This is a genomic window from Saccharothrix texasensis, from assembly GCF_003752005.1.
GTDB classification, from domain to species: Bacteria; Actinomycetota; Actinomycetes; order Mycobacteriales; family Pseudonocardiaceae; genus Actinosynnema; species Actinosynnema texasense.
Genome location: NZ_RJKM01000001.1, coordinates 1304145 through 1324783, shown reverse-complemented (window position 1 = coordinate 1324783; position 20639 = coordinate 1304145). Strand labels below are relative to the sequence as shown.

At 68.1% G+C, this 20639-nt stretch carries 17 protein-coding genes and 1 pseudogene; 10 read left to right on the top strand and 8 right to left on the bottom strand.

What is annotated here, in order from left to right; genetic code table 11:
* Window positions 1–33 precede the first annotated feature (33 nt).
* The 4 genes and pseudogenes from EDD40_RS04955 to EDD40_RS04940 form a co-directional block, all read right to left on the bottom strand.
* Window positions 34–1551, bottom strand: a complete 1518-nt coding sequence (locus EDD40_RS04955) for a PHA/PHB synthase family protein (protein ID WP_170184947.1) — start codon at window positions 1549–1551, stop codon at window positions 34–36.
* The gene (locus EDD40_RS04950; protein WP_170184946.1) at window positions 1535–2428 is read right to left on the bottom strand and encodes an alpha/beta fold hydrolase; all 894 of its coding nucleotides are present in this window, start codon (window positions 2426–2428) and stop codon (window positions 1535–1537) included. Before EDD40_RS04950 ends, EDD40_RS04955 begins: the two co-directional genes overlap by 17 nt.
* Window positions 2429–2909: 481 nt before the next feature.
* Entirely contained in the window at window positions 2910–3221 is a 312-nt protein-coding gene (locus tag EDD40_RS04945; RefSeq protein ID WP_123741834.1) for an integrase core domain-containing protein, read from the bottom strand.
* Window positions 3202–3685, bottom strand: a pseudogene (locus EDD40_RS04940) (IS30 family transposase); the annotation flags it as partial. The gene EDD40_RS04945 and the pseudogene EDD40_RS04940, both read right to left, overlap by 20 nt.
* On the opposite strand from EDD40_RS04940, the gene EDD40_RS44750 reads away from it, so the two are divergent.
* From EDD40_RS44750 to EDD40_RS04890, 10 genes are all read left to right on the top strand, one after another.
* The gene (locus EDD40_RS44750; protein ID WP_123747768.1) at window positions 3647–4735 is read left to right on the top strand and encodes an IS3 family transposase; all 1089 of its coding nucleotides are present in this window, start codon (window positions 3647–3649) and stop codon (window positions 4733–4735) included. The pseudogene EDD40_RS04940 and the gene EDD40_RS44750 sit on opposite strands and share 39 nt — an antisense overlap.
* Before the next feature lie 945 nt (window positions 4736–5680).
* Window positions 5681–6487 carry a hypothetical protein gene (locus EDD40_RS04930; protein ID WP_148088687.1) on the top strand — a complete coding sequence of 269 codons (807 nt, stop codon included), beginning with the start codon at window positions 5681–5683 and terminating at the stop codon, window positions 6485–6487.
* A 2-nt stretch (window positions 6488–6489) separates the two neighbouring features.
* The gene (locus EDD40_RS04925) at window positions 6490–7608 is read left to right on the top strand and encodes a class I SAM-dependent methyltransferase (protein ID WP_211348086.1); all 1119 of its coding nucleotides are present in this window, start codon (window positions 6490–6492) and stop codon (window positions 7606–7608) included.
* Window positions 7605–8630 (top strand): UbiA family prenyltransferase, encoded by a 1026-nt coding sequence (locus tag EDD40_RS04920; RefSeq protein ID WP_123741832.1) that lies wholly within the window; start codon window positions 7605–7607, stop codon window positions 8628–8630. The genes EDD40_RS04925 and EDD40_RS04920 overlap by 4 nt, the downstream gene beginning before the upstream one ends.
* Before the next feature lie 28 nt (window positions 8631–8658).
* Window positions 8659–9258 carry a hypothetical protein gene (locus EDD40_RS04915; protein ID WP_148088686.1) on the top strand — a complete coding sequence of 200 codons (600 nt, stop codon included), beginning with the start codon at window positions 8659–8661 and terminating at the stop codon, window positions 9256–9258.
* Window positions 9242–10003, top strand: coding sequence for a class I SAM-dependent methyltransferase (locus EDD40_RS04910; protein WP_123741830.1), 762 nt, complete (start codon window positions 9242–9244; stop codon window positions 10001–10003). The genes EDD40_RS04915 and EDD40_RS04910 overlap by 17 nt, the downstream gene beginning before the upstream one ends.
* Window positions 10000–10758 (top strand): class I SAM-dependent methyltransferase, encoded by a 759-nt coding sequence (locus EDD40_RS04905; protein ID WP_170184945.1) that lies wholly within the window; start codon window positions 10000–10002, stop codon window positions 10756–10758. Before EDD40_RS04910 ends, EDD40_RS04905 begins: the two co-directional genes overlap by 4 nt.
* Complete coding sequence (locus tag EDD40_RS04900; RefSeq protein WP_148088685.1) at window positions 10755–12158, top strand: NACHT domain-containing protein; 1404 nt, start codon at window positions 10755–10757, stop codon at window positions 12156–12158. Before EDD40_RS04905 ends, EDD40_RS04900 begins: the two co-directional genes overlap by 4 nt.
* Window positions 12134–13024 (top strand): hypothetical protein, encoded by an 891-nt coding sequence (locus EDD40_RS04895; RefSeq protein WP_170184944.1) that lies wholly within the window; start codon window positions 12134–12136, stop codon window positions 13022–13024. Before EDD40_RS04900 ends, EDD40_RS04895 begins: the two co-directional genes overlap by 25 nt.
* A 581-nt stretch (window positions 13025–13605) precedes the next feature.
* Window positions 13606–14121 carry a DUF4231 domain-containing protein gene (locus EDD40_RS04890; protein ID WP_123741826.1) on the top strand — a complete coding sequence of 172 codons (516 nt, stop codon included), beginning with the start codon at window positions 13606–13608 and terminating at the stop codon, window positions 14119–14121.
* Window positions 14122–14254: 133 nt separating this feature from the next.
* Here the strand turns inward: EDD40_RS04890 and EDD40_RS04885 are convergent, their stop codons facing one another.
* The 4 genes from EDD40_RS04885 to EDD40_RS42435 form a co-directional block, all read right to left on the bottom strand.
* A complete protein-coding gene (locus EDD40_RS04885) occupies window positions 14255–15142 on the bottom strand; it encodes an IS630 family transposase (protein WP_211348085.1) in 888 nt (295 codons plus the stop codon).
* A 163-nt stretch (window positions 15143–15305) separates the two neighbouring features.
* Window positions 15306–15731 carry a transposase gene (locus EDD40_RS04880; RefSeq protein ID WP_425471333.1) on the bottom strand — a complete coding sequence of 142 codons (426 nt, stop codon included), beginning with the start codon at window positions 15729–15731 and terminating at the stop codon, window positions 15306–15308.
* A gap of 237 nt (window positions 15732–15968) precedes the next feature.
* Complete coding sequence (locus EDD40_RS04875) at window positions 15969–17213, bottom strand: IS701 family transposase (RefSeq protein WP_123747766.1); 1245 nt, start codon at window positions 17211–17213, stop codon at window positions 15969–15971.
* A gap of 77 nt (window positions 17214–17290) precedes the next feature.
* The gene (locus EDD40_RS42435) at window positions 17291–20365 is read right to left on the bottom strand and encodes an ATP-binding protein (protein WP_148088683.1); all 3075 of its coding nucleotides are present in this window, start codon (window positions 20363–20365) and stop codon (window positions 17291–17293) included.
* Window positions 20366–20639 lie beyond the last annotated feature (274 nt).

Sequence of the window (20639 nt, the reverse complement as noted above, 5' to 3'; positions counted from 1 at the left end):
CCTGCCGGGCGGATGTGCGCACCCGACGGTCGATCAGGTGAGCACGTACGTCCCGGGCGCCGGTTCCATCGGCGGGTGGCGGTCACTGCCGAGCGGTGGCGGGGTGCGTGGTGGTCCCGCGCGTTCGGTCAGCCAGTCCACCCACGCCGGCCACCAGCTGTCGTGGTGCTCCGTGGCGCGGGCCAGCCACTCGGAGGCGTCGGCGAGGTCGTCGCGCGCGCCGGTCCAGTAGCTCGCGCCGGAGTCCGGTGCGGCCAGCGCGATGTGGCCGCCGGAGGCGACGTGGAAGCGCACGTCGCCGGGCAGCAGCCGCACGGTCCGGTAGGCGGCGGCCCAGGGGACGAGGTGGTCCTCCCGTCCGGCGACCAGGAAGACGTCCTGCGTGACCCGGTCGAGGCGGAGCCGCCGCCCGGCGAGTTCCGCGGTGCCGGCGGCGAAGGCGTTCTCCGTGCACAAGTCACGCAGCAGGTACTGCTGGGCCCGATGGGGGACGTTGAGCGAGTCGTGGCTCCAGTACAGGACGTCGTACGTCGGAGGGGGTTCACCCATCAGCCAGCGATCCCTCATGGCCGACCAGATCAGCTCTTCAGGCCGGAGCAGGCGGAAGAACGCATCGAGGTGACTGCCGCTCGCGAAGCCCCGGGCCGAGGTCAGGGTCTCCAGGAGCCACAGCGCGGGTCCCCACAGCAGACGACCGGTGGCGCCCGTCCGGGCGACCTCCGCGATGTCGCTGAAGTCGACGAGGGCGTTGCACGCGGTGACGCTCCGCAGTCTCGGCAGGGAGCGGTCGTCGAGCCAGGCGGCGAGCATCAGCCCGATCAAGCCACCGAGACAGGCGCCGAGCAGGTTCACCTCGTCGGTGTCGGTGATGTCCCGGACGACTTCGAGGGCGGGAACCAGGGACTCCAGGAGGTACTCGTCGTAGCCGACGTGCCGCAGGGAGGCGTCCGGGTTCCGGTAGCTGATCATGAACACGGTGTGCCCGTGGTCGATGGCCCACCGCACCATGCTGCGTTCCGGGGTCAGGTCGGCGAAGTAGAACTTGTTGACCCACGGAGGTGAGCACAGGAGCGGGACGCTGTGGACGGCCGCGGTGCGGGGTTCGTACTGGATCAGCTCCATGAGGTGGTTGCGGAAGACGACCCGGCCGGGGGTCGTCGCCAGGTCCTGCCCGACGGTGAAGGCCTGCCGGTCCACCATCGACGGGAGGCCGCCGTTGTGGCGGAGGTCGGTCAGCAGGTGCGTGAAACCCCGGGCCAGGCTGCGGCCCCGGGTTCGGACCGCCTTCCGCAGGGCGGCGGGGTTCGTCGGCAGCAGGTTGGTCGGGCTCAGCGCGTCGGTGACCAGGTCGAGCAGGAACCGCGCGGTCCGCACGTCGTTCGGGGACGCGGGCAGGTTCTCCACCGCCCGGTTCGCCGCCCGCGTCGCCGTCAGGTACGTGTCGCGCAGGGCGCGGAGTTGTCGGTTCGACGTCCATGCCGGGTCGCGGAAACGCGCGTCCCGCACCACTGTGCCGGGGGAGTTCTCCGTGAGGTCAGCGGGGTTCTCCACCGTCACCATCCCTTTCGGTGAGCCCGCCGTCGACGGTGGCGGGCAGCGGGTCGAGCTCGTCGCGGACGAAAGGGCTGAGGAAGTCGATGAACTCGGCATGGCTGTCGAGGTACCCGATGTGACCGCTGCCCACGAGCAGGGCCAACCGCCCCAGGGGCAGCTTCCGGACCGCGCGCACCGCCTGCCAGACCGGGAACACGTCGTCGGTCACGCCCCAGATCACCAGGGTGGGCATCCGGAGCTCGCCGAGGCGGTCGACGAAGACGTAGTCGCGGCGTTGCCCGGTCAGACCGATGGACGTGCGCACCGCCTTGAAGGACGTGGACAGGACCGTCCGCGCCTGCAACGCGCGAGCCTGCTCCAGCCACTCCCGCGGCGACACCCGCCACGGCCGTCGGAGCTGGAGGACGTCCAGCAGCACCAGCGGGATGCTGCCGCCGGGCAGGAGCATCGCGGAGACCACGGCGTTCGCGACCGGGGTGGGCACCAGGGAGGTGAGGATGGCGGCGGGGTTCACCGCGCGTCCCAGCCCGGCGGAGTCCGCGAGCACCAGCCGGCGAACCCGCCCGGGATTGCGCAGCGCGAACGTCGCCGCGATGAGGCCGCCGGCGGAGTGCCCGACGACGACCGCCTCGTCGATCGACAGCGCGTCGAGGAAATGGGTGAGGAAGGCCACCGTGGTGCCGAGTTCCACGTCGGCTTGCGGGCTCGTGCTGCCGTACCCCGGCAGGGACACCGCCACGACGCGATGGGTGCTCCGGAACTCCGCGATCACCCGACGCCAACTCCTGAACGTCGTGAGGTTCCCGTGCACGAGGAGCAGCACCGGCCCCGCACCCTCTTCGAGGTACGACGTCGACAACCCTCGGACCAACACGCGGCGCTCGCTGAGCGCATCGGTTCTCACAGCGCGTTCCCGCCCCTCCCGCGATCCGCCACCTCCGGGGTGCCGTGCGCACCACCGGTCGCCGTGCCTGGAGCCTGCGGCCCGGTGTCGGCGGCAGCCCTTCCACGGGAACCGCCTCAGGCGAGAGGGCGGTCCGCGTACCGGGTGACCGCTCACGTAGCTGCCGAGACGGTCGCAGCACCAACCCAACACGAGGAGCCGGGAAACCGGCAAGGGCACTCCGGTCCGGGACGAACTGCCCCGCGCCGGCTGCTGTTCGAGCGGGCCACCGGTGCTGTCCGGGTGCTCGATCGCGAGCGGCATCCGGCGCGGCGGTGCTGGAGCAGGAGGTCCGCCGGACAACTCGACGCATGAACCTCGGAGGCGGACACCGGCTTGCCGGTGTCCGCCTGAAGATCGCCGCGCGGCCGGGAGGTGTTTGAGGTTGTCCCCGATGACCGGACACCGGATTTCATGCCACGAGGGCGAGGCCTTGACGATAGCCGACTCGGGTTTCGTGCAGGGTGCGGTAGCCGAGTGTCGAATGTAGACGGTCGTGGTTGTAGTAGCCGAGGTAGGCGAAGACGTCGCGTCGGGCGTCGTCGCGGGTGTTCCAGACGGTGGTGCCGATCTCGGTCTTGAGGGTGGTAAAGAACGATTCCGCGACCGCGTTGTCGAAGCACGACCCGGTCCGCCCTACCGACGGCCGGATGCCGTGACCGGCGAGCGCGGAACGGAACAGTACGGAGGTGTATTGGGCGAGTTCAATCGGTCGATGCAACACCGGGCTGTTGGAGCAACTGTAGCTGTTCGTTGAATACCTCGGCGGGGGTCTTCCAGCCGAGGACTTTGCGGGGCCGGTTGTTCAGGGCCAGGGCGACGGCTTCGAGGTCTTCGGCGGACCACCTCGAAAGGTCGGTGCCCTTGGGGAAGTACTGACGCAGCAACCCGTTCGTGTTCTCGTTCGTCGGCCGTTGCCACGGTGAGTGGGGGTCGGCGAAGAACACTCTCGTGCCGGTGTCGAGAGCGAACCGGGCGTGCGCGGACAGCTCCTTCCCCCCGGTCCCAGGTGAGGGTCTTGCGGAGCTGCTCGGGCAGCTTCGTCATCGACACCGTCAGGGCGGCGTTCATCGCGACGGCGCCGTAGCCGCCGAGTGACAGGCCGTTCCTCACGGGCGGCGTCTCGCCCCAGCCCTCCAGCCGCGGCAGATGCACCAGGAGCGTGGATCTGCTGCTGCGCTCGACAATGAGCGCCTGGCCGCCGAGATCGGCGAGGTCCACGCCGGTCACCGGGGCGCCTACGAGCGACCGCGGATCGTCGTCGCGCTGCGCCGCCGCGGACACCGGGTCAACCACAAACGGGTCGGCCGGGTCATGCGCGAGGCAACCACCGCGGTCACCGCCAACACCTTGGCCGACACCAGAGCGCCACCGGTCGCGGCAGTGCCACCCGAACCGCTCAAACCCGCCGCGGCCACACCGCCACCCACGCCGGCGACTCCCCCCGACAAGACCGCCCAACCCCGCGCCCACGGCGGTCCGGGCGGTGTTGCCCGGCGAGTTTATGAAGACGTCGCGCTCACCGCGGATGTCGTGGAACACGTCCCGCCCGGCCTGGACGACGGTAGAGTTGTCGCTCGCGGTGCCATGCTGGGTCGAAATGTCCAGGATCGCGAGGGCTTCGCGCAGCGGGTGGTCCAACTCGGGCCGCTCGTCGAGCAGATCGGCCAGACGCACCCGCCAAGCGGCCAGGTGCCCAGCCTTCACACGCTCGCGCTCACCCTCCGTCGCCCGATCCAGCACCTCCCTGTCCGCGTCCAGGCGCCGCGCCAGGCCGATCACCACGGTCACCCGATCCCGCGCCGCCGACCAGCCCTCACCGCCCATCGCTACCACCAGCGCCCGGGCACACGCCTCGGCCGACTCCCCCACCACATCACCCTCCACTGCCCGAACGCCGGTTCATCGAGCAGTCGACGCAACCCGTTACATCGCAGCGGGTCGGCGTGGCAGACGATCACCGCCTGGTCACGCGGATCAGGTCGGCGACGATGCCTGGACTCGCCGCGGCTGGCAGGTGCAAGGCGCGGCCGATCCTGGCGATCAGGCGGTTCTCGCGGAGGTCGAGGGTCGCCGGCCGGTCGTCGATGCAGGGTCCGCTGTGGCCGTGGCGGCAACGGTCGCTGGCGCCGCCGTCGACTAATGACAGTCCATACGGCATCCGCACGGGCCAGCCCTCGGATCATGCTTTCGACTGGGGCGTCAGTCATTCCGGCCCCAGCGACCACGACTCCTTGATCAGGAACTCCAAAAAGACAACGGGCACGAATGCCTTCGCCTCCGATCTCGACGCACCTTTTGTGGCCGCACGGCGGTCCTCTCGCGTTCGACTCCGGTGATCGTCCAGGCCGTGCGCCCTACATGTCGAGGTTGATGACGCGTCACCCGTAGACTTGTTCTGGACCGGTCGCGACTGAGCCACCGTCACGACTGAAGGGTTGATCGTTGTAGAGCCTCCACCCAAGGACTGCGACTGTCAGCACGCGGGTGGAGGCAAGGCAGTGCGGGCCGGGATTTCCTGCTCGCCGGTCACTTTTCTCCGCGAGGGTCGGCATACACGCCCTGTTGCGGACAACACACGTGTCCGCCGACAAGTCTCCGCAGAAGCGGGCACCTCGCACAAGCAGATCATGGCTGCCCAGCGCGAACCCGCAGTTGACACGGACACCGGAGGCAACGATTCCCAGCCGCGTCGACCTTCTCCCATGGTCGAAAACCGCTGAAGCCGACCAAAGCTCACGATTTGGAGATGTCGGAGGGATGCACCGCAGCGTTACGCGCCCATTCGAGTGAAACAGTCCTCGTCAGATCTCTTTTCAGTCAGATCCGGCGACCCCCTTGACACCCAGGTCCAAGAGCTTAAGCTCGGAGGAATATCAACTCATCGAAATGAAGAGGATCGCATGATGACAGTAACCGAAAACTCCAGCACGGCGGCCCGAACCGTGGAGAACGAATTTCGAAACCTCGCCGAGGTTCGTCAGAACCCGCCGTCGAAGGAGGACCTCCGGGAGAGGCTGCCCCAGTCCAACGGCGACCAGGACACCTGGTGAGTTGATCCGTAAAACCACGGTGGCACCGATGACACCTCTGCCCGGCGCTCTCACAGCCGAAGCCGCGCGCTCGCCGTGGGACGAGGTCGCCTGTCGATCGCGCGCTGTGCTGGCGGAGGAGCTTCCGGCGATGGCGGCCGAAGTCGACCGGTTCCCCTCCGCAGTGTTCGGGCTCGACAGCGGCTTCTTCCACCTGCCCGCCGCCCAGGCCAGGGCCTGGGGAGTGGGTGACCGGGAGATCGAAGGGCTGCGGGACCTGCTCGCGATCGGGCACCTCCACTTCGCCTTCCACGACCTCGTGATCGACGAGGGGCACGCTCCCGCCGCGATGTGCGTCATCGCCGACACGAGCCTGCTGGTCTACCTGGACGGCCTCGCCGCGCTGTCCCCCGACTCGGGAGACCGCTACCGATCCCTGCACGACCGCTACTACCGGGACTACGCCGCGGCGATCGGCCGCGACCTGGCGCACCGCGACGGTTCACGGCCGTACACGGTCGAGGACGTCATCGGCCTCGGTGACAAGGCGGCGCCCGGAATGACGGCGCTACACGTGGTGGCGGACCTGGCCAGCGTGCCGGAGCGCGGCGAGCCGACCGCTCGTGCGCTGCTGCGACTGTGCACGGGGTTGCAACTGCTGGACGACCTCCAAGACGCCGCAGAGGACGCCGCGAGCGGGAACACGACCTGGCCGTTGGCGAGCGCCCTGCTGGCCTACCCGGACGTGGACGTGACCGACGCCGATGACCTGCGGGCCGCGCTCGTCGGCAGCGGCGCGGCGCGGGCATGCCTCAACGTGGCGGAGTGGGCGTTCGGTGACGCGTTCGCTCAGGCCGGTGCCGCCGACGCCGGCGTACTGGCGCAGTTGGCCGATGTATGGCGGCAGCGGGCGGTCGACCAGCGGGCAGCCCTCCTCACACCGATCGGCCAACGGTGACCGTGTCGCGACCGCGCTGGGTGACCCCGCGGGAAGCGCCCGCCGCTGCGCGGGTCATCCACGCGGCCTATGGCGGTCGGTACCTCAGGCATCTGGTCAAGGTCGTCGTCACGCCCCATCTCACCGTGCACGGGCACGCCGCCGTGCTCGGCGTGGGTGCCGACCACGGGCGCCGCAGCCCCGGCAGGCGGGTCGTGGACTCGGTGGTGCACCTGGCATGGGAGGTAGCCGCGCGGAAGCGGCCCGATGACCTTCCGTGGGTGCTGCGCCCGACTCACACCGCAGGGTGGCGGCTGGTCAACCTCGCCAAGGACCCGCGCCGCCGCGCCGCCACGCCGGCGACCATCGCGATCTCCGGCTACGTCTTCGCGCTGGCCGACCGGGCCGGGATGGACGTGTCCGCCAGGGTGGACGCTGATCAACACCGGCTCCTCGCCGCGTACCTCCACCGGGGCTTTCGCGTGGTCCACCGGACCACAGAGGTGCTCGTGCTCCACCGCACGGCCCGCACTCGTGACACCGATCGGGGCTGGCGGTCCGTGCTGCGCACCGGACGGCTCACCCTCTCCGCCTGGCAGGCACGGTTCGGAGCTGCGGAGGGCCCGTTCCTCGACCTGGGCGCCGGGGATTCGCCGCTGGGCGCCGAACTCGTGTCCTCCGGTGTGCTCGCCCTGGCAGTCGACCCCCAGTTCTCCGTCCGCCCCCCGGAGCGCGCCAGCCACGCTGTCGCGGCCACCGCCGAGCACCTCCCGTTCCGTGACGGGGCCTTCGTCGTCGTCAACGCGAACTTCGTCCTCCAGCACGTGACCGGCCCCCGGCGGGCGCTCGCCGAGTGCCTGCGCGTGACCTGTCCGGGCGGTCGGCTCGTGCTGCACCCCGTGTGGGCGTGGCGCTTCTTCCGATCCCGACTGGAGCGCGTGCAGGGTGTCCGCGTACTGCCCGGTCGCGTACTGCCACCCGGTAGGCAGCGGCCGAGCGTAGTGCTGAGCGCCGGCAAGTTCGACGTGGCCGTGAACGGAGCGCAGGTCGCCGCCGCTCTCCGCCCGCATCCTCTCGTCGCCTGGTTGGGCCGCGTCGCGATGTCGCTCGCCATCCGGGCCGGCGTCCGGGGAACGAGGTGATCCGAGACCGCGTCGCGGCGACGGCAAACCTGCTGCGCCTGCACACCGCGGGCTTCGAGGGGTTCATCTTCACCGCGGGGCCGATGCTCGCCAACATGCCAGCCCGGCTCGGCGACCTCGCCGTGCTGTGGCTCCTCGGGGTGCTGGTGAACGGGTACATCTTCGCGCTCAACGACCTGGTCGACCTGCCGCGGGACCGGGTGAACCCGGCGAAGTCGCGCAGCCCGCTGGTAACCGGCGCACTGTCGGAGCGCGTGGCGCTGTTGTGGTCGCTGTGCCTGCCACTGGCCGCGATGGCGATCACTGCCCTGCACGCGTGGCCCGTCGGTGCCCAGGTGGCGTTCGTCCTGCTGCTGGTGCTCGGCGCAGTGATCAACGTCTACCAGAAGGCAACCGGGCACCCATTGCTGATGGACGTGCTGTTCGCCGTGGCGATGGCCGCGCCGCTCCCGGTCACCGCGTGGGCGGTGTCCGGCTCGGCAGGACCAGTGGTCTGGTGGGCCACCGCCCTGCTGCTCGCCCTGTCGCTCCAGCTCAACAGCGTTGCCGGCAACCTCAAGGATCTCGCCTCCGACCGGCGTACCGGCTTCCGGACCGTCGCGGTCGCCATGGGCGCCGACATCGGTGCGGACGGTGAGCTGGTCACGACGCCCTCCTACCGGCGGTACTGCTGGAGTCTGTTCGCGGTCGTGATGTCGATCGGGGCGATCACCCTGTGGGCTGTGACCCGTGGTACGGCGTCCACGGTGATGGTGGCCTGTGCCTCGGTGGCCGTCGCCGCCGTCGTAGCGGGTGCGATGAGCCTGCGCCGACTGCTCGACGGGCGTCGTCCGCCATCGCCCCGCGGCCGTGAGCTGTACTTCGCCGCTGGGTTCCTGATGCTGCTGCTCGCCATCGCGGTCCGCGCGCCCTGGTCGGCCCTCGTGCCCGTGCTGATCGGGCTCGCGCTGTGGGAACTGGTATCGACCATGGGCTGGGCCTGGTACTGGCGGTCGGGCCAAGTCACCGCTGAGGTGGTCTGACGTGCGGGGCGCGTGGAGCGTAGCGCTGGTGCTGGCGATCCTCGCCGCCAGCCAGACCGGCCTGGCGTTGCTCACCGTCCTCGTCGAGAAGGCCCCGTTGGCACTGCTGGTCCTACGACCGCAACCGGAGATCATGGTGCTCCTGACCGGTCGGCTACCCCCAATGGTCATCGTGCTCGTGGCCGTGCCACTTCGACTGCTGATCCACATCGCCTACTACGAGCTGGGCCGGTGGGGCGGCGAACGCCTCGTGTCGCGGACCCGCGCGGGGGCGTGGGCGCTCAGGGCACTTTCCCGGCGGTGGCTCGGCGCGGCCCTGCTCGTGTCGTGCCTAGTGCATCAGAGCACGCCCGTAGACATGGCGCTCGGCGCGCGCGGCACCGCGCGGCACCGCGTCATTGCCGCCCTGGTGTTCGGCGTGTCGTTGTCCTCGGTCCTCATCGTGTGGTTGGGAACCCAGCTGACGCCGTTCTCCGCCGAAATCTTGGAGTTCCTGCGCGAGCACCCGCTGGCCACCGCGGCAGTCGTCAGTGTGCTCGCCCTCGTCACCTTCGTCCTGTCCGCGCTTCAACTCGTCAAGGCGGCGAGAGCCGCGCGGAAGGAGGTGGTCGATGAAGGTCGACAGTGAGGTAACGCGCCTGCGGGCGGTCACTCGGGCACACTACGAGCGGTACCCGTTCATCGAGGGCGGCGGGCGGCGGGTCGACCTGTGGCGGTCACGGCTGGCGGACCTCCTGCCGGACGACCTCGTGCGCGGCGCGCGAGTGCTCGACGTGGGGGCCAGCGTCGGGGAGGTAGCGCGCTCCCTGTCCGATCGCGGGGCTCACACGACATGCGTCGATCTGACCGAGACGGCGACCCGACGCTGCCGCGAACTGCACCAGGCGGTCGACGTGGTCCAAGGGGACGCCCTAGCATTGCCGTTCCGCGACGCGAGTTTCGACCACTCGATCGCCATCGGCGTGCTCCACCACACCGCCGACTGCGCCCGCGGCCTGCGGGAGATGGCAAGGGTGACCCGCCCCGGCGGATCGCTGGTCGTGCTGCTCTACAGCAGGTGGACGCCGTACCACGCGTTGTACTTCCTCACGGGTCCATTGCGCCAGCATTGGACCGCGGAATCGGTGAATTCCCTGCCCAGGTGGCTGAAAGAGGTGCTGCGGTTCGCGCTATACGTCCACACCGGACTTCGACTTGATGACGAGCTGCTGAAGCGTATGGTCGCCGACCAGGTGTGGACACCGCGCGCCACGTTCCACACACCGCGCGAAGTCGAGCGCTGGGGTCGATCTTATGGACTCCAAGTGGTCAAGAGGAAGCGGATTCCCATGTACTCCAACATATTCGTATTCGAATGCGCCGGTGTGCAATGACCCACCTGGAAACCAGGATGTCGGCACGAACCCAGGCGCACTACGAGCGCTTCCCTTTCGTGCAAGGGGGCGAACGCCGGGTGCGGCACTGGGTGCGGCGGCTGAGACCGTTCCTGCCCGACGCCGTGCTGCACGGCTCGACGGTCCTGGACGCGGGATGCGGGTCGGGAGAGGTATCCCGGGGCTTGTTCGACCGGGGAGCGCAGGTCGTGGCCTTCGACCTGACGAGCACGGCGACTGGCCGCACCTGTCTGCTCAACCCCGGAGCACTCGTCTGCCAGGCCGACGTGCTGCACCTACCGCTGCCGGACGGGGCGGTCGATCACTCGGTGTCCGTCGGGGTCCTGCACCACACGCCCGACTGCCTCGCGGGCTTGCGAGAACTGGCCCGGGTCACCAGACCGGGCGGGTCGATCGTCGTCATGCTCTACGCGAGGTGGACGCCTTACCACGCGGTGTACGCGGCGACCGGCCCCCTGCGCCGCCGCGTCGAGGTGACGGTTCTGGACCGCGTACCCCGGTGGTGCTGGCACGTGGTTCGCTTCATCGTCGCCGCCCAGGTGGGGCAGCGGCTCGGCGACGAGCAGCTCAAGGGCCTGGTCGCCGACCAGGTGTGGACACCGCGGGCCACCTTCTGCTCAGCGCGGACGATTGCCCTGTGGGCGGCGGCCCTGGGATTGGTGGTCCACCGACGCAAACCGCTCTTTCTGCACGCCAACCTCGTCGAGCTGCGCCACGCCGGAGCGACGGGATGATCCCCGCGCACCGCAAGCCCGTGAAACCGGTGTCCCTCGCCGCCATCGTGGTCGCCGTCGTGGTGTCGGGCGGCGCCGCCGGCGCCCTGTTCGAGGCAGGCTTGTGGGTTCTCGGCTTCTGCGTGCTGGCCTCCAGCGGGGCGCTGGCGTACGTGGAGCACTCGCGCAAGGCACTGGTCGTCGCACCATCCGCGACGGACGTCGTCAATGGCTTCGTCGCCACGGCCGAAGCAGAGTGGACGGAGGTGCTGGAGAACGGGGGTGTATTCGAGTGGCATCCCCTGTCGATCCGCTGGAAACGCTTCGGCGGCATCGGGGAGCCGCGACCCGCCGAAGACATCGCGGCGTTCTACCGGTGCCAGCCGGCTCGTCGACTGGTCATTCTGGGCCGTCCCGGTTCGGGCAAGACCGTCCTGGCCATCCGACTCGCGCAGCAGCTCAGCCGGTCGGACGACGAGACCCATCAGATGCCCGTCATCATCTCGCTGTCCTCCTGGAACCCCGACGAGGTCCGATTCGCGGACTGGCTCAAGGAGCGGCTCGCGGCCACGTACCCCTCGCTGTCCGCAGTGGACGCCACCGGCCGCCGGATCGCCGACGCGCTGGTGGACGAGAACAAGGTTCTCCCCATCCTCGACGGCCTGGACGAGATGTGGGCGCCGCGGCGATCGGCCGCGCTGTCCGCCCTCGGACGTCTGGCGCCCTTCCCGTTCGTGCTCACCTGCCGTACCGAGGAGTACCCGTCCCAGAGCGGAAGCGGCGACAACGCTCGGCCACTACGAGACATCGTCATCGTGAAGGTCGAACCACTGCGCCCGTCGGACATCCGGACGTATCTGGGCGCGGACGAAGACGACGACGCCCCTTCCCCAGTCCTACGACACCTGGCCGAGAACCCGGACGGCCCCCTGGCCCGCATGCTGTCCACCCCCTTGATGTGCTATCTGATGAGGGTAGGCCACGCGGGATCGCCAGGCCGGCCCGCCGAGTTGGTTGCACTGGCGGAAAGGTCCCCGACGGCCTTGGAGGAGCACCTGCTCGAACGTTTCGTGCCGGCCCTGTTCGACCCCGGCCGCAGCGGACCGAAGCGGGTGCGGAACTGGGATGAGAACCAGGCCACCCGCTGGCTGTCCTACCTGGCACGAGACTTGGTGCACCGAGAAGAACGCGACCTGATCCCCTGGAACATGCACAAGGCGCTCACCCAACGGGCCCCCTGCGGACCGTGCTCAGCGGTGTCGTCTCGGGATGTGTCCTCGGCGCGGCTGTCGGCGCGGCCGGGATGGTGGTCTCGGCCACGCTGGACCTGTCCACCCGGCTCCTCGGCGTCGACGCCGAACCCGTCGCGCCCCTCCCACACCAGTGGACGATCGCGATGGCCGTCCTCGCGCTGGTGCTGATGGGTGCGTTCCGGTTCATCCCCGACCGGGTCATCCGGGCGTGGCGAGGATCCGGGACGTCCGGAGTACGACTCGTCCACTACGGGCTCGGCGCAGTGGTGCGGCTGCTGACCGGCATCGTCGGCGGCGCGGGCATCCTCGTCCTCCACACCCTGCCCGGCACCCTCGGGCTGATCGCCCTGATCGCCCTGGTCGCATTGGCGGGCGGTGTCATCATGGGCACGTTCACCTGGGTCCTGGCGGACTGGAGCAGGGAATGGCGGATCGGGCGGAGCCCACGACGTATCCGGGTGCGCGCCCGCAAGATCCCCGACGCCTTGGTCTATGGCCTCGGAGGCGGCTTGCTGACCGGGCTCGGCTCCGCAGTGCTCGTGGGCCCCGGAGCGGGCATGCTGGTAGCCGGTGGAGCCGTCGTGGTGGGGATGGCCGTCAACCTCCTCGACGAACGAGCCGAGGTCCCCGAGGCCGACCGGGCATCGTCGGTGCTCACCTCGGACCGCTGGGCGACATCGCTGCAACTGGCGTCACTCGGTGTTGTTGTAGGGCTCTTCATCCAGTTCGCACATCCGAGCGGCCCTGTCACGACGTTGTTGTTCGGTGTCGTCATGGGCATCGGGGCGGGGTTGGCGCTCGGTGTCACCGCCGCGTTCACCGGCGGAATCCCCGTGATGTTCCCCTCGACGGTGTGGATCAGGTATCTGACCGCCAAGTGGTGGCTCGCATTGGGCAGGCACGTGCCGATCCGACTGTTGCCCTTCCTCGACGACGCCTGCGCGCTGGGTGTGATGCGCAGGGTGGGCGCGGGCTACCAGTTCCGGCACATCGACCTCCAGCGACACTTCTCACACGTGGCATCCGGCACGTAGTGGAGATGCGATTGAAACCTCGCTCACGTGGCGTCGATTCGCCATGACATCAACTTGGGTCGCGGCTGATCGGTCGTCGTCGCAGTTGGCGCCGAATGAGTTGTGGGCTTTGACGGAGCCGTTGACCCAAAATTCGAGGCGCCTCCACCGGGGCGGTGGGGAACTGCCGCCATCGTTCGGTGTCGCGGTTCCGACCTCGCATCGTCGGTTCACCGAGTGGACCAAGGCGGCATTGTGACGACGTCCGTACCAGGATGTACTGAATGAAGTCGGCTTCTGCGGGCAGGTCGACTGGTTGCGGACGATTCTGGACGCCGCCTCGTTCGAACGGAAAGAAAAGCAGGGCCGAAGTAGTAGTCGTCCAGGCTTATTGCACCTTCGTTGGCAGTAGGCTCCGGAACGTCACTTCAGGCCCGCTCACTGGCCAGAAGCTTGATGGAAGGTAAGAACCACCGCAGTGACTTGGTCCGCGCCCGGACAGCACCTGAATCGACAGAGTCGAGGCATCTCGCCGGTTGACTAGCCCGGCCACATGACGGTAGGCGACCAACACAACACAGATCACGAGAGGTGCTCACGTAATGAGATGGGCCGAAGACACGTCCGGTGACCTCACCAAGCATTGGATGGTCACCGCCCAACGCGATGGCAAGACATTGCCGGTCACGGTCATTGCGAGATGGAATTGGTACAAGAATGGGTCTCGACGAGACCGCCGGAGATACGCCGTCATGGAGTTGGTCGCCCTTAGTGGGTCTGCCGCCATTCCAGTAGCCGCCGCCGCACAACTCAACTCGGCGATCATCGCCACAATAGGCGCACTCGTACTGATTGCCACTGGCGTTCGAACCACATTTGGACTACACGAAAATTGGGTCGAACATAGCCAGGTGGGATACTCTATCGAACGCGAGGCTGCACTATTCGTCAATTCGTCACGGCCATATGAAGACGCTGATGCAGTTCAGCGACTAGTTGCATGTGTCGAAGGTCTCGCCGACGAAGGCGGACGGCGATGGGCCGGGCGTCGCATGGCCGCTAAAGGCGGTCGACAGGTAGACGAAGATCCTCAAAAACCCATCGAGGGGCAGCAGTGAACCCTTTCCAGAAGAACTGGAGATGTGAACTGGACAGGCCGATCGCGGGATGGGTAGACAAGCACACGAAACTCCTGGCGATGGCCTTGCCCAGGTCGAGAAGCCATCTATTGAGCCGAAAGTGTTCGGTTGCCTACATGGCGGCGTAGCGGACGTGCGGTGCCTGGAAGTAGCCGCGGACGATGTGCGGTTGGCGTTGGCGGCGTCGTAGGAAACGTCGGGTCTCGTGGACGAGTCGGTCGACGTTGTGGGCTCGGGAGGCGTTGACGTTGCGTTTGAGGTCCGCGTTGAGCAGCTCGTCCGGGTTGAGTTCGGGGCTGTAGCCGGGCATCAGGTGCAACTCGACCCGGTCGGCGTTGGCCTCGAGCCAGGCGCGGACGGCCTTGCTCCGGTGGACCGGGTGCCGGTCGGCGATGACGTGGACCTTCCGGTCGGCCTGGCGGGCGACACGGTCGAGGAAGGTGATGAACACCGGTGCGGTGAAGCGTTCGGTGAACACGGTGAACCACAGCGCGCCGCGTGAGGCGACCGCGGACATGACGTTGGCCCGCAGGCGTTTCCCGGTCACCCGCACGATCGGCGTGCGGCCCTTCGGCGCCCACGACCGGCCGGGCGGCGCGGCATCCGAACGCAAACCGCACTGGTCGACCCACGCGATCGCGGCACCCTCGGCCTTCGCCCTGGCCTCGATCGCCGGATACTCGTCGTCGAGCCATGCGCGCACCGCGGCGGGCTGCTGCTCGTAGGCCCGCCGGGCAGGACGCTGCGGGGTGAAGCCATGGCGGCGTAGCCACAACCCCACGCCCTGTTCGGTCATCTCGACCCCGACGACCAGCCGGATCAGCTCGACCACCGCCTGACGGGTCCACAGCGGCCCGCCGATCAGCAACTCCTCCGGCGTGTAGTCCGCCATCGCCGCGAACAGCGTGCCCCGATCCTCCGCACCGATCAGCTCGGCGGGGCCGGGCCTTCCCGTCCGGGTCGCCAGGCCTTCACGGCCGTCCCGCCGGTAGCACGCCACCAACTGCCCACCGAGCGCTCCGAGACCCCGAACACCTCCGCCGCCTGCCGATAGCCCGCGACCGCCCCGGACTCCAACGCGGCCACCACCCGCAAGCGCAGCACCTCACGCTCCGCGGGCGATAGCCGGTGCGCACCCTCGACCTCGATCACGAGTGATCAACCTACTGGAAGGTGATCACTTTCGACTCAATACGTCGGTCGACCGGGCTCGGCCCGGTGTGGTCCCCTCTTTGAGGGCGCGCAGGTGGGTGGAGTCGACCAGCGCTGCGGACAGGTCCAACAGCCTTGCCGCTCGCAACTCGGCGAGTAGTCGTTCGTGCAGCTACTGCCACACCCCCCGCCTCGTGCCACTCGGTCAACCGCCGCCAACAGGTCGCGCCCGAGGCGCCGAACAGGGCGGTGGGCAGCCGGTTCCACCCGATGTCGGTACGCACTGCGTACAGGATGCCCTCCAGTGCCGCCCGGTCGTTGGAGCGTCTGCGACCCGGATGGCGGAAACGCCTCGGACGCACTGGGATCAACGGTTCCAGACGGGCCCACAGCTCGTCGGTCAGGGCCTTCTCACGCACGAGGTGATCGTGGAGCATCGACAAAGCCGACACGCCAGCTCATTCTGAACTGATCACTTAGTCGTTGGAGCGAGTTAGGCGGTTGACCGAAATCCGCTTCATGACGCGCTCGGGTTGGTTACCGTAAGACACCTTCCAGGGTCGTTCGGTGACGCAATCGTGCAGTCGATGGTCCGTTCGAGTGACGACCTAGTGTGCTGAGTAACGATCGCTGGCGTCCTCTCGAACTAGTACTCCAGTAATAGATCGTGACCTTCACGGCTCTTGGTCGACTTGACGCTGGTAGTGGGCCTGTTGGGCGCGGTATTGGTGACGTCGTCGCCACCACGACCAGTGCAGGCAGTCCCTGGGACGGTCGACGTGCTTGATCACCAGACGGATGAACAAGTGCCGGATCTCGTTCAGCGTTAACGGAATCAACCCTGCCGGAGCCGGCACGGCCCGCTCGGCCGCAGTGGTGATCGCCAGGAACAGGTGCGCCAACAACACCAACGTGGTCCAGCGGTGCCACGAGGTCCAGGTGCGGACCTGGTGTTCGTCCAAGCCGGTCTGGCCCTTCGAGGTCTGGAACGCCTCCTCGATCGTCCACCGACGTCCCGCCACCCGCACTAGTGCGGAAAGCGCCACCACAGACCGCGAGTAGCAGCGGTAGAAGGCCAACTCCCCGGTGCGGCGGTTGCGGCGGACCAGTAACCAGCGGTGCCCCGGCGGCGCGTCATCCGGTGCGGTGACGGTGATCCACGCCCAGTCGTGGAAGCGGTGGCCCTTGGCCCCCGCGCCGCCGGACAACCGCTGCCACGCCCGTTTCGGAAGCCGGGCGACCATCGCGTCGACGCGATGGGAGCCGGCCGCGGTGGTGACGCGATGGTCGCAGGCCACCGCCAACACGTACCCGACACCACGGCTCTCCAGCATGGTGCGCAACGCCGAGGCGGCGCCGTAGACCTCGTCGCCTGCCACCCAGGCCGCCGCGGCACCGCCGTCCAGAGCACGGACGAGCATGCGCCGGGCCAGTTCGGTCTTCGTCGCGAACCCGGTGTCCTCGGGAACGCCCGCCGCCGCACACCGGTCCGGGTCGTCGGTCCACGACGCCGGCAGGTACAACTCCCGGTCGATCAGGGTGTGCCCGACGGTGGTCGTATAGGTCAGGAACACCCCGACCTGCGCATTCTCGATCCGGCCCGCAGTCCCGGTGTACTGCCGCCGCACACCGACGGTGTGCACGCCCTTCTTCACGTCACCGGTCTCGTCCACCACCAGGATCGCCTCGGCGACGCCCAGACGCTCCACGGCGACCGCCCGGATGTCGTCACGGACGGCGTCGGCATCCCACACCGCCTTACGCAGCAGGTGCCGCATCCCCGCCGGGCCGGCATCACCGGCGTGCTCGGCGATCGTCCAACAGTTCTTGCGCGGCAGGTCCGACAACAGGCCCAACACGAACGCCCGCGCCCGTCGACGCGGTTCCACCCGCGTGAACCGGCCGGCCACCCGGGCCATCAGCCCGTCGAACGTCTCCCGCCATCGGTCGCGGTCTACGCTGTGACCCGCGGCCACCACATGATCTTGGACAGTCCTCACAAACCGTTCATGATCACCTGGTGGCCGCACCCGTATTCACGGCCCCCTGACCAGCCAAGATCACGAACTCTGGCTGGAGTACTAAGAGCGACATAAGGGTGACCGAGATTGTCCAAGCTGTTGGCGGCCTCGTAGGCGTTGTCCAAGGAATGGTATTGCGTCACCGCCTGGTGGTAATGGTGGATCGCCGAGTCATGGTTTCCGGTCTGGTGGTCGATCCACCCGAGGCTGTCCAGGGCGGCCGCTTCAACCTGAGGTTCGTGGTGGAGGCTGAGTAGGGTGAGGGCTGCCCGACAGAATTCACGAGCGGTGTCGTACTCACCCAGGTGGGCGAGGAACCAACCTACCGCATTCCGCGCGAGAGCTTGTCTCGTCGGGTTGTCGGTGCCCTCATAGAGCTCCAGCGCTCGTCGGGCATGGTCCAGGGCCGTGCGGTCGTCTCTTCGCTGTCCCCACACCCTTGCCAGGTCGAGATGGGTGGCAGCTTGTTGAGTGGTGTCGTGGTTGTGTTCGGCGCGCGCTGCGGCCTGGTGAAGGTGTTCGATGGCCGCATCATATTGCTCGAGCCGGGCGTGTGCGCGGCCGACGTAACGGTGGGCGAGGATGCGAGCGGCGGGCTCGGGCAGGTGGGCGGCGGCGTCCAGTGCGGCATTCCATGTAGCCAGGTCGGCATCGAGGTGTCCGCGCCGTTGATGGAAACTAGTCAGGTTGCGGGCAAGGTGCCAGACGACGTGGTGGCGGCGGATTCCAGCGGCGATGCGCTGGGTGGCAAGCAGGTGGGTGTGTACCGACTCCAGCCACACTATCGCCGCCGAAGCGTCGGACAGCGTGTGAAGTTTAATGCCGGGCACGGGTGGCCGGGGTCGGGCCAACGCGGCGTGGGGGTCGAGGAGGCGGTCAGCGGTGTGGGCAGTATGCAGATAAAAGTCCATGATCCGCTCTAATGCCGCGCTGCGCAACGGCTCAGCTAGATTGTCACGAGCTGTGGTAACGGCGTATGCGCGTACCAGGTCGTGCATCGCGTAGCGGCCGTGCGTATGCAGGTCGATCAGAAAGGCATCCTCCAGGGTGCCAAGCACCCTGCGAAGCCGAGTCACGGAAAGGCTCGTAAGTGACGCGGCGGCAAGCATGTCGATGTCCGGTCCGGGCGCTATCCCGAGTAGCGCAAACACCGTGCGTTGCTGTTCGGTCAGATGGCGTAGGGACCAGGAAAGGACAGCGGGCAGGCTGGCAGCGGAATCGGTGTCGTGGTCGAGCATCTCCAAACCCAGCTCGCGCAGCTCAGCAGCGATCTCGGCCAGCGGGATGGCGGGGCGGGTGGCAGCCTGGCGGGCTGTGATTGTCAAGGCCAGCGGGTAGCTTCCGCACAGGTTGACCAGTTCATCGAGGGCAAAGGGTTCGGCAGCGACGCGTACGGTGCCGAGGCGCGTGGCAAACAGGGAGCGGGACTCCTCGTGGGTGAGGACGCCGAGGGACAGATGGCGGGCACCGTACCGGTCGATCAGGGACGCGAGCCGGTGGCGGCTGGTGATCAGTACGGTGCAGGTCGGACTACCTGGGAGAAGCGGAACGACCTGCTGGCTGGTGGCGGCGTTGTCCAGCACGATCAGCATCCGCCTGCCCGCGACCAGGCTCCGGTATAACGCAGCCTGCGCGTCCAAGTCGGTTGGGATCCGGCTGGCGTTGACGCCGAAAGCATTGAGGAATCCTCGCACCGCCGCCCCCGGCGCCATTGGCTCGCCTGCGGGGCTGAACCCGCGCAGGTCGACGAATAGCTGCCCGTCGGGGAACCGGTCCAGATGGCGGTACGCCCAGGCCAACGCCAGCCACGTCTTGCCGATCCCTCCGGCCCCACCGATCGCCGACACCACTACTGTCGCACCGCTCACAGAAGTGTCGGCGGAGGCCGGTCCACGCACGGCTGTATCCGATCCGTCCGGTGCGGCGGACAGGGCACGGTCCAACCGGGCCAACTCCACCATCCGTCCCGCGAACAGCCCTGGCGCGGCGGGCAGCTGCCGTGGCACCACCAGCGCGGATGGCGACGATGCCGCGTGCAGGTGCACGACACCGTGCACGATACCGACGGCGGCGCTGTTCCCGGTCGCGGCCACACCGCCGTGAATCTGAGCTGTCGCCTTCGCCTCGGTAGACGGATTGGTCACAGGGTGCGCCGGGGCGTGTGTCGATGCGACGTGCGTGCGGTCCATGCCAGATGGCGAGGGGTCGCGTGGCTTTCCTGCGGGAGGCGACGGTGTGCCGATGCTGAGGTAGTCGCCCGTGGCTCCCCCGATCGTGACACCTGATCCGGTGCCGTGCACGCCGCCAGTAATGGTCACGCCGCGTAACCTTGCCGCACCGGGCTCCACTGCTTCTAGGGTGCCATTGGTACCCGTTGCGATCGAGACTCGCTTGTCCGGCGCGGTATCGGTTGGTGTCGATTTCGCCAGTCGCAGGTCGGGAACAGCCGGGTCGGACAGGTAGGAGTGGCCGCTGAGTCCGATCCACGCAACCTCGCGGCGCCCCTCCTCCGCCATCACTTCCGCCTGCTGAAACGCTGCCGGATCCAGCACCGCCGAGTGCCTTACGACCTCGTCGAAGACCGAGCCTGAAACGATCAACGCTACGACAGCCGACGAGTCCGCGAGGGTTGTCGTCGACGGGACGGCGTCGAGCAGTCGGAGGGCCATACTCAAGGACCCTGACATGGGTGCGTAGTCGTTGACTGGATCCTCGCTTGTGTGTACCACCAGACGCAGGCGAGTCCCGGAGAGGCCGTGACTGTCGGGATTGTGCGTGTGCACCGCGTGTGCCACCGCCTGAGGAAGCACTTCTACCAGCGGCGCGGTCGGATACTCCGGCGGTACCAGGACGACCAAACTCTCGCCATGGGTCTCACGGTGGCAGGCATCCCATGGCACCTCGGCCGCAGCCAATCCCTCCGCCACTATCGCGCCCAGTTCTACCGTGGTGCGAGTCAGGTGCAAGGGCGTCCGAGTCGAGGCGTCGAGGCCCTCCACGTTGTATATCACGATCGTGTGGTGAGCCGCGTGTTGGCCGGTGACCGCCATGGAGCCTCCACCTGGGGAACGACTACGTGGGCGTTGACCTACCGCAGTTGTACCGCCATGCGGGCGTATCTCGGCTCATTTGAACGGTCGGTCGCCCGCTCGGGCGACCACCGTCACTCGACCGGTTGACAATGGTCAACGTTACGTAAAACGCCGCGCAGGCGAGTGCTGACGGCCACGGGAGATCCGCGGGCGCAACTTCCTTGTCGTTGGCGTCCGTGGTGGTTCGGTCCGGCGACGCCTGTGGCTCGATGCCGGTCGGTAGTCGAGTGAG